Annotated in this window: 9 protein-coding genes and 7 tRNA genes; 10 read left to right on the top strand and 6 right to left on the bottom strand. The window is 44.3% G+C overall.

From position 1 onward, the window contains the following. Positions 1–144: 144 nt before the first annotated feature. The 7 genes from OCV36_RS11215 (at position 145) to OCV36_RS11245 (ending at position 1,357) form a co-directional block, all read left to right on the top strand. Positions 145–229 (top strand) — tRNA-Tyr (locus tag OCV36_RS11215). Between the two features lie 103 nt (positions 230–332). After that, a tRNA-Tyr gene (locus OCV36_RS11220) sits at positions 333–417 on the top strand. Positions 418–520: 103 nt separating this feature from the next. After that, positions 521–605: transfer RNA gene (locus OCV36_RS11225), tRNA-Tyr, on the top strand. 103 nt (positions 606–708) lie between these two features. Further along, positions 709–793, top strand: a tRNA-Tyr gene (locus tag OCV36_RS11230). Positions 794–896: 103 nt separating this feature from the next. Then, positions 897–981: transfer RNA gene (locus tag OCV36_RS11235), tRNA-Tyr, on the top strand. 103 nt (positions 982–1,084) lie between these two features. Next, positions 1,085–1,169, top strand: a tRNA-Tyr gene (locus OCV36_RS11240). Positions 1,170–1,272: 103 nt separating this feature from the next. Further along, positions 1,273–1,357, top strand: a tRNA-Tyr gene (locus tag OCV36_RS11245). Between the two features lie 665 nt (positions 1,358–2,022). Here the strand turns inward: OCV36_RS11245 and OCV36_RS11250 are convergent. Next, positions 2,023–2,931, bottom strand: coding sequence for a TIM44-like domain-containing protein (locus OCV36_RS11250; RefSeq protein WP_135458015.1), 909 nt, complete (start codon positions 2,929–2,931; stop codon positions 2,023–2,025). Positions 2,932–3,128: 197 nt separating this feature from the next. Here OCV36_RS11250 and OCV36_RS11255 point away from each other — a divergent pair, with 197 nt between their 5' ends. The 3 genes from OCV36_RS11255 (at position 3,129) to OCV36_RS11265 (ending at position 6,779) form a co-directional block, all read left to right on the top strand. Then, positions 3,129–3,719, top strand: a complete 591-nt coding sequence (locus OCV36_RS11255) for a TetR/AcrR family transcriptional regulator (protein ID WP_017073566.1) — start codon at positions 3,129–3,131, stop codon at positions 3,717–3,719. Between the two features lie 17 nt (positions 3,720–3,736). Continuing rightward, entirely contained in the window at positions 3,737–5,611 is a 1,875-nt protein-coding gene (locus OCV36_RS11260) for an MFS transporter (protein ID WP_135458013.1), read from the top strand. A gap of 247 nt (positions 5,612–5,858) precedes the next feature. Next, on the top strand, positions 5,859–6,779 hold the full coding sequence (locus OCV36_RS11265) for a YeiH family protein (RefSeq protein WP_135458011.1): 921 nt from the start codon (positions 5,859–5,861) through the stop codon (positions 6,777–6,779). 138 nt (positions 6,780–6,917) lie between these two features. On the opposite strand, the gene OCV36_RS11270 is transcribed toward OCV36_RS11265, so the two are convergent. The 5 genes from OCV36_RS11270 to menH form a co-directional block, all read right to left on the bottom strand. Beyond that, complete coding sequence (locus tag OCV36_RS11270) at positions 6,918–7,082, bottom strand: hypothetical protein (protein WP_017073568.1); 165 nt, start codon at positions 7,080–7,082, stop codon at positions 6,918–6,920. Positions 7,083–7,238: 156 nt separating this feature from the next. After that, on the bottom strand, positions 7,239–8,681 hold the full coding sequence (menE, locus tag OCV36_RS11275; protein ID WP_135458009.1) for an o-succinylbenzoate--CoA ligase: 1,443 nt from the start codon (positions 8,679–8,681) through the stop codon (positions 7,239–7,241). 52 nt (positions 8,682–8,733) lie between these two features. Then, positions 8,734–9,741 (bottom strand): o-succinylbenzoate synthase, encoded by a 1,008-nt coding sequence (menC, locus tag OCV36_RS11280; protein WP_135458007.1) that lies wholly within the window; start codon positions 9,739–9,741, stop codon positions 8,734–8,736. A gap of 74 nt (positions 9,742–9,815) precedes the next feature. Continuing rightward, positions 9,816–10,682 carry a 1,4-dihydroxy-2-naphthoyl-CoA synthase gene (gene menB / locus OCV36_RS11285; RefSeq protein WP_135458005.1) on the bottom strand — a complete coding sequence of 289 codons (867 nt, stop codon included), beginning with the start codon at positions 10,680–10,682 and terminating at the stop codon, positions 9,816–9,818. Between the two features lie 102 nt (positions 10,683–10,784). Then, on the bottom strand, positions 10,785–11,585 hold the full coding sequence (gene menH, locus OCV36_RS11290) for a 2-succinyl-6-hydroxy-2,4-cyclohexadiene-1-carboxylate synthase (RefSeq protein ID WP_135458003.1): 801 nt from the start codon (positions 11,583–11,585) through the stop codon (positions 10,785–10,787). Positions 11,586–11,588: the final 3 nt, after the last annotated feature.

Consider the following 11,588-nt stretch of genomic DNA (forward strand, 5'->3'; position numbering starts at 1 on the left):
CAAAAAGGCAGCATTTAACACAAAACCATAAGAAAAACTCTTTACAGGTTTAACGTGTTTGCTATGATGCGCTCCGCACTTGAGAGATGCGTTGGGAAAAACATCTCTTTAGCCTATCCATTATGAGATAGGAAAAAACACCCTGGAGGGGTTCCCGAGTGGCCAAAGGGAGCAGACTGTAAATCTGCCGGCTCCGCCTTCGATGGTTCGAATCCGTCTCCCTCCACCATATTCTTCTTACCTCTTTATAAGAGTTAAGAGAACAACCTGATTGATGGGCTTATGGGAAAACATCAATTTAGGCTTACTTTGTGAAAAGTAAGACACACCCTGGAGGGGTTCCCGAGTGGCCAAAGGGAGCAGACTGTAAATCTGCCGGCACTGCCTTCGATGGTTCGAATCCGTCTCCCTCCACCATATTCTTCTTACCTCTTTTTAAGAGTTAAGAGAACAACCTGATTGATGGGCTTATGGGAAAACATCAATTTAGGCTTACTTTGTGAAGAGTAAGACACACCCTGGAGGGGTTCCCGAGTGGCCAAAGGGAGCAGACTGTAAATCTGCCGGCACTGCCTTCGATGGTTCGAATCCGTCTCCCTCCACCATATTCTTCTTACCTCTTTTTAAGAGTTAAGAGAACAACCTGATTGATGGGCTTATGGGAAAACATCAATTTAGGCTTACTTTGTGAAGAGTAAGACACACCCTGGAGGGGTTCCCGAGTGGCCAAAGGGAGCAGACTGTAAATCTGCCGGCACTGCCTTCGATGGTTCGAATCCGTCTCCCTCCACCATATTCTTCTTACCTCTTTTTAAGAGTTAAGAGAACAACCTGATTGATGGGCTTATGGGAAAACATCAATTTAGGCTTACTTTGTGAAGAGTAAGACACACCCTGGAGGGGTTCCCGAGTGGCCAAAGGGAGCAGACTGTAAATCTGCCGGCACTGCCTTCGATGGTTCGAATCCGTCTCCCTCCACCATATTCTTCTTACCTCTTTTTAAGAGTTAAGAGAACAACCTGATTGATGGGCTTATGGGAAAACATCAATTTAGGCTTACTTTGTGAAGAGTAAGACACACCCTGGAGGGGTTCCCGAGTGGCCAAAGGGAGCAGACTGTAAATCTGCCGGCACTGCCTTCGATGGTTCGAATCCGTCTCCCTCCACCATATTCTTCTTACCTCTTTTTAAGAGTTAAGAGAACAACCTGATTGATGGGCTTATGGGAAAACATCAATTTAGGCTTACTTTGTGAAGAGTAAGACACACCCTGGAGGGGTTCCCGAGTGGCCAAAGGGAGCAGACTGTAAATCTGCCGGCACTGCCTTCGATGGTTCGAATCCGTCTCCCTCCACCATACTATCCTTAATTGGAAAATCGAAAAGCCAACTCATTGAGTTGGCTTTTTTCGTTTCTGAACTTTATATGTTAATCCCGATATCTCTAAGCTTTGAACTCCGACCCAAAACTGTTGTGATTGTTCTTCTGCAATTCAGCAAGGGTTCAATCCAATATCAGTCATTCCATACATCAGGATGACGTTCATAAACCAAGTCAGCTGGACAACCTAAGCAATTTGTAGAAACTGGTTCCTCACACTTTGAGTGATTTTCTGTTTCTGACAAAGCGTCATCTCATGTTCTAGTATGGGTTCAAAGGACATTGTGATCTCAGTTGAAAGTCTCTTTCGCTATTAAAATAGCCCTACATGTAGATTAATCGACTTCAATAACAAGAGATATCCAATAAGATTTCTCGCGATGGCAACCCTATTAGCTCAAGTCAATAAAGGTTATCTAGCACAATCAACAAGTTTTCTTCTGTAAGATTTAAATTAGACCCTAACTCGTTGCCCTTATGATTCAAAGTGACTAGATTTCCAAGTATTAGCGTTTCATACCGTCATAGTTTTAAACCACCCGAAACAAAAAAGCCCCTACTGATTTCTCAGTAGGGGCTTTCTATTAATCAGCGTAATTTCTGAAAACGACAACACCGTAGTGCTGTCGCTAAATATCAGAATTAACCTTGAATACCAACAATTAGCCAAGGCGCATTGTCAGTCGTTAGGTCACGTTCTAAGTGCCAGATATCAGTAATATCTTCTTCAACGCCATCTGCAGTGTCACGGTAGCGACCGCTAAACTGTAGGCTTAACTGCGCTTTGCTGCCGTCATGGTCTGCACGAACGATTTCAGCATCAACGTACATTACGTCTGTGTGCTGATCACCTTCTAGCTTGTCACGTTCAGATTTTAGGTCTTCAAATAGGCTTGGAGACACATACTCTTCAATCGTATTCAGCTCGTTGTGGTTCCATGCACCTTGCAGTGTACGGTAGTGCTCACGAGAGCCATTGATGAAAGCCGCTTGATCAAAGCCCGGTGGGTAGTTATGCGGAACATCGCTTTGTGAACCAAAACCGAAGCCAGCCGCCGCACCTTGAGATTGAGGTTGTGCTTGCTCGAAGTTATGAACATTTGGCTTTTGCTCAGGTTGTTCAAACTTGTTTTGCCCCATGCCGCCGAATGCTGGCTGCTGGCCACGTCCATTCTGCTGATTCATGGAACCCTGCTTCGCCCCCAACATTCCGCGTAGGAATTTGAACGCAAGGAAAGCAATCAGACCCATGATCAGAATATCCATGAACTGGATACCTTCAAATGCACCACCAAAGAATGCTGCTAATAGACCACCCGCAAGTAAACCACCTAGCATACCGCCCATAAGCCCTTTACGGCTGGAGTTAGCTGCTGTGTTCTTACCCGTTTGATCTTGTCGGATCGAATTCGTGTTTTGTTGTTTTGGTGCTGGAGCCGTTTTAAAGCTTTTGCCAAATGACTTACCACCACCAAACTTTTTCGCTTCCGCGATTGGCGTCACCGCGACTGTTACCAACAGGATCGCGACTAGTGAGAAAAATCGTTTCATTATTATCCTTTATAGGTTTCTTTATCTTTCGACACCTTAATCATACTCGTTAACAAAGAACAATGAAATATTCACGGCGTTTACACATGTATCATAATATTGCGGCTATTAATTGGTTACTTAATTAGCGAAAGGATTGACGGCAATCGGGGGCAGCATTAAAATATTGAACGATGTTCATTTACTAGAAAAGACTCATGGCAAGAAGAAACGATCATACTCGCGAACAATTGGTGCAATTAACTTTAAAGACAGTGACCGACTTCTTAGCCGATCACTCCTACCACGAGTTAAGTCTACGAAAGATTGCCAATATGATTGGGTACGTGCCTAGTACTCTGGTTAATGTGTTCGGCAACTACAACTTGTTGCTTCTGCATGTTGTTGCCCAAACTCTAGACGAACTCGCGTTAGAGTCCGCATCTGTCGTAGAACAATCGAGCAATCCTAAACAAGCGTTGTTTAACCTTGCTTACTGTTACCACGACTACGCGCAAAAGCACCCGCACCGCTGGCAGCTTATCTTCGAACACAATATGAATGGCGAAAACCTTCCTGAGTGGCAATCAAACCGAATCGATAGAATGACCGGTATGCTAGAACAGTTACTTATTGCGATCGCTCCAGAGCACACAGAAAGCGAAGTGGTTAAAGCGAGCCGAGTGTTATGGTCAGGTGTGCACGGAATTACTCTACTCAGCGTTGATGACAAGTTTTTCGCGTCAGAGCCTATTGATGGTAAAGAGTTGATTAATAACTTAATCTCAAACTACTTAACCAACTGGTAATCATCCAAGGAAAGATAATGAACAATAGCAGCCAATCTTCGCTGTTAACGCAAAAAAGGTTCCTACCCTATTTTATTACCCAGTTTCTGGGAGCCTTTAATGACAACATATTCAAAAATGTTCTTTTGCTGTTTGTTGCTTTCGCGAGCATAGACACTCTTCCTATTTCCAGTAATTTGTTCATTAATTTGGCCGCTGGCCTTTTTATTTTGCCCTTCTTCCTATTTTCTGCTTTGGCCGGTGTACTGGCTGATAAATACGAAAAATCTTGGTTTATCCGTAAAGTTAAGCTTCTTGAAGTAGTGATAATGTCACTGGGTGCAGTCGGATTTATCTACGAAAGCTACGGAATATTACTTTTACTATTGTTTCTCATGGGAACGCAAAGCGCTTTCTTTGGCCCAGTGAAATATGCCCTGCTTCCACAGCAGTTAGAGACAAAAGAACTGGTTTCCGGTAATGCCTTAGTTGAAACAGGTACATTCTTAGCTATTCTGATTGGCACTCTCGGCGCTGGTATCATCGCGTCAGAAGAGAGCGCGAAGCTTATTGCAGCGGTGTGCATTGTTTCATTTGCAGTTCTTGGGTACATATCAAGTTGCTTTATTCCTGAAGCACCAAGCAATGCGCCTGACTTAAAAGTGAAGTGGCAACCTGTAAAATTAACTCGTGCCACACTCGCGATTGCCAAAAAAGACCGCCCTACTTTCCAAGCATTGATGTCAATCAGTTGGTTCTGGTTCCTTGGTGCGGCTTACCTAACTCAATTCCCTAACTTCACAAAACTGCATCTGAACGGCACCGAAAGCTCGGTCGCGTTTTTGCTGGCGCTATTTTCGGTGGGCATTGCGATCGGCTCCCTGGCTTGTGACAAATTATCCAATCACCGAATTGAAATTGGTATCGTGCCAATGGGCAGCCTAGGTATTTCAGTATTTGGTCTATTGATGGCGATATCGATTCCTGAATCCTTGCCTCCGTTCGGATCATTCCACGAATTTCTAACGCATTCCGAACTATGGCCATTGTTTGCTTATCTGCTACTACTTGGGATTTCTGGTGGTATATTTATCGTTCCGCTTTATTCCTTAATGCAGTTACGAGCAAAACCAAATGAGCGAGCGCAAGTGATCGCAGGGCTCAACATTTACAACTCATTGTTCATGGTGGGAAGCGCCATTCTGGGCATCATCTGCCTTAGTGTACTTAAGCTTTCAATTCCGCAATTGTTTATGTTGTTGGCGCTTTTGAACACTTTAGTGATGTTTTGCTTGTTTTATCAGGTGCCTATCTATGCTTTCCGTTTTTTCACTTGGGTTGTAACTCATACTATGTATCGGGTTAAGCACAAGAACTTGCATCATTTGCCTGAAAAAGGCGGAGCGTTGATTGTCTGTAACCATGTGAGCTATATGGATGCATTGCTACTTACTGCCGTTTGCCCGCGCTTGATTCATTTTGTAATGGAAGAAGACTATGCCAAGCTCCCGCCATTACGACGTTTCTTGAAACGAGCTGGGGTTATTCCTATCTCATCGACTAATCGAAACTCAATGCGTAACGCTTTCAAAACAGTAGAACAGGCGCTGCATGAAGGCCACATCGTCTGTATTTTCCCTGAAGGAAAGCTTACCTCAGACGGTGAAGTCGCCGAATTCATGCGTGGCATGGAGTTAATTCTCAGACGTTCCCCTGTATCCGTTATTCCAATGGCGCTCAAAGGGTTGTGGGGAAGTTACTTCAGTCGTTTTAAAGGAAGAGCATGCAAAGGCTTACCAACTCGTTTCTGGACTAAGCTAGAGATAGAAGCTGGAGAGCCTATTTTACCGAAAGATGCGAATTGCGAGACACTGCGCCAGGCCGTTGCTGAACTTCGTGGGCCGTTACGCTAAATAGCGGTTAACTAAATGGTGTGAACTACATCGCAATAAGTTAAATAGCGAGTCGCTAAATAACATTAACGAAGCGGTACTCAGCACAACAATATCCAGCCACATTTATATCGATGAAAAAGTAGCCCTATAAACAAGCGTTAAGTTTTCCTTAACGTTTGTTCAATTCATTTAGACTTACTTACCATTGAGTTAGGCGTATAGTCTCACACTACGCTGCCATCACTAAAAGTGACAACCGAATATAATGAACCTAAAAAAGTCTATTCCATTTTATCTTGGTGCTCTATTTTGCTTAACCCCTTGGGTAAGCTCACCGACTGCACTCGTTATCGGTTTTCTTCTAGCGAGTTTAGGTTTAGTACCTGAGCACTTGGAAGTCGGTAAACTAACAAAGAAGCTACTGGCCTATTCGATTGTTGGCTTGGGCTTTGGCATTCAGTTTGAAAAAGCACTGGCGGTAACCGGCGATGGAATTGGTTTAATTGTCACGACTATAATCGGCACGCTAGTCGTAGGTTGGTTCTTAGCAAAACGAATGGGGCTGGATCGCACCACGGGTTACCTTATCTCTTCTGGTACTGCAATTTGTGGTGGCAGCGCGATTGCAGCGGTAGCTCCAGCGATTAAAGCAGACGATGAACAGATTGGCTTGGCGTTAGCCACTGTATTCGTATTGAACTCAATCGCTCTATTCTTATTCCCGATGATTGGCCATGCGCTTGATCTAAGCCAGCAAACCTTTGGCACATGGGCTGCGATAGCGATTCATGATACCTCTTCAGTTGTTGGTGCCGCATCAGCTTACGGCGAAGAAGCACTAACGACCGCAACAACATTGAAGCTAGCACGCGCACTTTGGATTATCCCAATCGCGTTGGTCAGTGCAATGATTTTCAAGAACGATCAAAAGAAGATTACGATTCCCTACTTCATTTTCTTCTACTGCGCCGCTATTGCGATTAGTGACTTGCTGCCACAATTTGAGATGGTCTACCAAGGTATCTTTGATGTCTCTAAGCGTGCATTGGTGTTATGTCTATTCTTGATTGGTTGCGGTATTTCCGTTGAGAAACTGAAAGCAGCAGGGCCAAAGCCATTGATGTTCGGTATTACTATGTGGGTGATGATTTCTACCGGATCACTAGCGTGGTTAACGCTCGCCTAATCCGCTGAAAAGTACTTTAGATTCGTTAGTGCTAGTTTAGTTAGTAACAAACTAGCGAACAAAAAAACAAAAAGGCAAAGCTCTAGTGGGCTTTGCCTTTATCGTTTATAACGTACATATCTACAATTGAAACTGTCACTAATCAAACAGGGGCTTATCACTCTTGTTACTCTCTCTTTTCATCAAAACAAGTACCACAACCAGTACAAATGCAGTGAGTTCAGCTAACGATCGAGTCAGACCTGACGAAGTAACCGCTTGTCCTATCTGCAGCAAAACCGCAATAATGAGGGCAATTTTCATAATAAGACCTTATTCTATAATCCGTTATTTATAGGGCTTATTATGATGGATGGTTATAAAGATAATAAATTCTGTTTTGAACTATCTAATTGCTAAATTAACTAACCGTCTTCCAATCTAGCAAACGACACACAACTTCCAGAGCTGTACGGCTTTTTAGTTCCTACGTTGAAACAACCAAGATGCCAAGCCTGCTCTCGATACTTTGATCCCCTGCTGTTCTTGCTCAGGCATTTGATAATACTCGATAGGAAATTTGAATCGCTCTAGGCTCCCTTGTAACTGTTCTGCGAACCAACCTTTGGTAGGTAGTTCATCACAATCGATAATCGCTACAGGTCTAAAACCAAACTCACGGTCTTCAACAGGGATGACAAAAGCCTGTTTAACCTCAGATAATTGAGTTAGCGCTCGCTCAATTTCTTCGCAGTGAATGTTCTCGCCACCAGAAATAAATTGGTTATCCGCTCGGCCAATAATCGACACTTGTTCGCCGTCCCATTCACCGAGATCTTTACTATCGAACCAACCCTGAGCATCCACCAAGGGTGTTAATTCACCTTGATGGCAATAGCCAGAAGCCAGTGTATCGCCACCAATAAAAATTCGTTGGTCTTCAATTTTCAATTGTCGATGATTGAGCACAAATCCTGCGGTGCGAGTTGAATCAACAGGCTTAGCCGTCACAGTCGAAGCCGCTTCTGTCATACCATACCCAAGCCAGGTTTCAATACCCATCTGTTGAGCTTGAAGACCAAGTTCTTCTGGAATATGGCTACCGCCCAAAAGTACATGAGTCAAAGTAAGTGCTTGCTTACTCTTCAATAACCTATGCAGTTGAGTCGCGACCAATGAAGCATGACTGCACCCCTCAATATCCGTTTCGAGTTGGCCTGACCCTATTTTGATACAACCACCAGCCGCCAACCAACGATGAACAATCGCCAAGCCCGACACATGGTACATAGGTAAACTAAGCAACCAAGTATCGTCTTGTTCAAAACAAAAAACGTCGAGTAACCCTTGCGCTGAACACAAGTGTTGTTCAAGTGTATGGGCAACCGCTTTGGGATTTCCGGTAGAACCAGAAGTGAATACGATAGTGGCTAAACAATTAGGCTCAAAACAAGAATCAGCTTTAGTTTGAGGCTCAGTAAAGCCAGTAGCTGTGTTTATTTCTGACAGCTTTTGCAATGAAGGTAACGTCAATAACTTAACATTCAGAGGGAGGACTTCAGATAACTCTATTCCACAGCTGTCTAACAACCAAACAAAGTTATTATCGTTTTCACTATAGAGAGAATCGAGTTTCTGTTTTAGGCGAGAAACAGGCTGAGGCATCGTAAACGCACAAACCACACCCAAATTGAGTGCGGCAAGATAAACAGGAATCACTTCAGCCTGATTCTTACCAACAATCGTCAGTACATCACCTTCAGATAGGCCTTGACGAGACAACTGTTGTTGGTACTCACTCACTAACGCTGTTACTTGCTGCCAAGTGTAAGCTCGATTAGCAGTGACTAACGCGGGTTGATGTGGGTTCTGCTGCGCCCACTGTACCCAGAGCGGGTGATGATTAGATTGTGGGCGCATCATAAGATAACCAAGTTATAAATTGAGAACGGTCTAAGCCAATCGAACGATCAGCCTAAGAAGACCAAATCAATTGCTGTTGTTTAAGCGTTGAAACTGGAAGCTGACAACCCGGCCAAGAAACTTCTAGCTGTTGCTGATACAAGCCAATCGTATCAAGCCCTGGAACTTCATTAGGTAAGTATTGCTGTGCCAATCGAGCAATCTGAGTTAAACCAAGGCTCGACTCTATGCTTGAGCTCAATACAGGTTTAATACCAAGTTGTTGAGCACGTTCAATGATTGCAACACAGCGCTCTACCGAGCCAATCAGAGTCGGTTTGATGACAATCGCTTTAACACCTGTCAAATCACTCAGGTTAAATTCAGGGCTTCGTACCGCTTCTTGCAAAGTCTCATCCCACGCAATCGCCACACCGTGATCAATAGCAAATGCCAAGCTATCTTCTGGCTTCAGACAAGGCTCTTCGATAAAGCTAATACGCTGACGCAGTGAAGGCGAAATGTACTTAATGAATTGTTTCGCTTTTTCTGGTTTCCACGCACGGTTAGCATCAAGTCTTAACGTTAAGTCAGGAATCGATTCAAGGAATAAGCTCACCAGCATGCCATCACGAATTGCTTCATAAAGCCCAACTTTTACCTTAGCAACCTTCTCGCCTTTCATCTCATTGAGCACAGGAATCAGCTCATCAGGATCGCCAGTACACAGAGGCGCAGCTTGGTAGTTGCCTTCTGCGTGGAGATCACCTCGTAATTCCATCATCGCCATCGAGAAACCAAATGCGACAGAAGGGTGCAGTTCATCAAACGGCGTTTGAGGGTTATTGTGGCTCCAAAGCTCTAGTTCGTGTTGCAGCTGAATACCAGCTTGTTCGGTATCTTCTTGGCTAAAGCCGGGTAAGGGAGCAACTTCGCCAAACCCCGTTTTACCGTCGCACTCAAGTTGGATTATATAACCCATTCGTTCGCTCAACTTATTATCACGAAGTATCACGCCGCTATCCATAGGTAATTGATAACGGTAGAGTTTAGCTTGGCGCTGAGAATTCACTGAGTTCATTAGGTTTCCTAAAAAGCGGGAACATTAAAACAAAACGAGCCGCTATTAGCGACTCATTCTGAATAGGAGTAAGACTATGGGTTACGCGGGAATTTGTCGAAATCAGGTCGACGTTTCTCGTTAAACGCATTTCGGCCTTCTTGGCCTTCCTCTGTCATGTAAAACATCATTGTCGCGTTACCCGCTAGCTCTTGTAGACCGGCTTGGCCGTCACAGTCTGCGTTTAGTGCGGCTTTCAAGCAACGCAGTGCCATTGGGCTGTGTTGAAGAACTTCACGGCACCAGCGAACGGTTTCTTTCTCTAGTTCAGCAACAGGTACAACTGTATTCACTAGGCCCATGTCCAATGCTTCTTGAGCATCGTAAAAACGACACAAGAACCAAATTTCACGCGCTTTCTTCTGGCCAACGATACGAGCCATGTAAGAAGCACCCCAGCCGCCATCAAATGAACCCACTTTAGGGCCAGTCTGACCGAACTGTGCGTTTTCAGCTGCGATAGTAAGGTCTGCCATCATGTGAAGTACATGCCCACCACCGACTGCCCAACCAGATACTGCTGCGATAACCGGTTTTGGACAAGTACGAATTTGACGTTGGAAGTCCAGTACGTTCAGGTGATGAGTACCTGAATCATCTTGATAGCCACCGTAATCACCACGAATACTTTGATCACCACCAGAACAGAACGCCTTCTCACCAAGACCCGTTAAAATGATCACGCCTACTTTCTCGTCGTAACGAGCATCAGCCAGTGCATTGATCATCTCTTTCACGGTTTGTGGACGGAACGCATTGTGTACTTGAGGACGCGCAATCGTGATTTTCGCAATACCATCGTCAGATTTGTGGTACTGAATATCTTCAAATTGACTGCTTTCATCGCGCCAGTTAACGGCTGCGTAAAGTTCTTCTTCGGTGATGCCTACTGTTTTAGCCATGGTGATTCCCATTGTTCTATTAGAGAACACAACTATCGAATAGTCGTGACGGTGTTGCTCTGCTTTTGATAGCGCTTTGTACGAGATAATCGCTCAATCAGTTTAGCGACGACTGGCGATACATTGAATTATCAGGTTTGAAAACAGCTCTGGTTGCTCAAAATGAACATTGTGACCCGCGTAATCTACCTGACTATATTCAAAGCCACTATTCTCAGCTAGCTCCATGAATTTACGATCTTTTTCACCACACACATAATGCAATTGATGCTCATGAGATTTTAATGTGGCACGTAAATCCGGTTGCTTCGCTAATGAAGTCGATAACAACATATTTGCTACGGATACTCCAAGGTTACCACTACGCTTTATGACCAAAGTTTGTCTTTGCTCATGATTTAGTGAAGAAAAGACGCTTTGCTGATACCAATCGTCTAAAACATCCTCAATTGACTGCTGCGCAAAGCGAACAGCCCACTGCGTATCATGTACTAACCTCTGTGTTCTTTCTTCATCACACTCTAAGCCAAAGTTGCCACCTTCAATGATGACTTTCTCTAGGTTGAGCGTCTCAAAGCAAGGGCTTGTCACTCCATACATGGCGAGCCTTCCTCCCATCGAGTAGCCAATCATTACGATAGGATAATCCGCCGGAAGATCGTTGAGGGCAAGTTGAGCAGTGATGCACTGAACGATTTTCTTGCAGCAATGATCAAAGCCTACTGGGTCGATAAAGCGACTTTGTCCGTGCCCGGGCAAATCTATGCAAAGACGAGGAAAATCTTCGAGAAATGGATGACATGCACTCCAATCATCCCCACTTCCGAGTAAACCATGTAAAAAAACAAGCAAAGGTTTGTCAGAAGATACTTTTGAAGCTGGGTAATAATTGGAGTAAAGCATGTA

The organism is Vibrio echinoideorum, assembly GCF_024347455.1.
GTDB lineage: Bacteria > Pseudomonadota > Gammaproteobacteria > Enterobacterales > Vibrionaceae > Vibrio > Vibrio echinoideorum.

Bases quoted from the DNA above. Each gene is read 5' to 3' on its own strand.
- OCV36_RS11250 (WP_135458015.1), bottom strand. From the start codon at position 2,931: ATGAAACGATTTTTCTCACTAGTCGCGATCCTGTTGGTAACAGTCGCG.
- OCV36_RS11255 (WP_017073566.1), top strand. From the start codon at position 3,129: ATGGCAAGAAGAAACGATCATACTCGCGAACAATTGGTGCAATTAACT.
- OCV36_RS11260 (WP_135458013.1), top strand. From the start codon at position 3,737: ATGAACAATAGCAGCCAATCTTCGCTGTTAACGCAAAAAAGGTTCCTA.
- OCV36_RS11265 (WP_135458011.1), top strand. From the start codon at position 5,859: ATGAACCTAAAAAAGTCTATTCCATTTTATCTTGGTGCTCTATTTTGC.
- OCV36_RS11270 (WP_017073568.1), bottom strand. From the start codon at position 7,082: ATGAAAATTGCCCTCATTATTGCGGTTTTGCTGCAGATAGGACAAGCG.
- menE (WP_135458009.1), bottom strand. From the start codon at position 8,681: ATGATGCGCCCACAATCTAATCATCACCCGCTCTGGGTACAGTGGGCG.
- menC (WP_135458007.1), bottom strand. From the start codon at position 9,741: ATGAACTCAGTGAATTCTCAGCGCCAAGCTAAACTCTACCGTTATCAA.
- menB (WP_135458005.1), bottom strand. From the start codon at position 10,682: ATGGCTAAAACAGTAGGCATCACCGAAGAAGAACTTTACGCAGCCGTT.
- menH (WP_135458003.1), bottom strand. From the start codon at position 11,585: ATGCTTTACTCCAATTATTACCCAGCTTCAAAAGTATCTTCTGACAAA.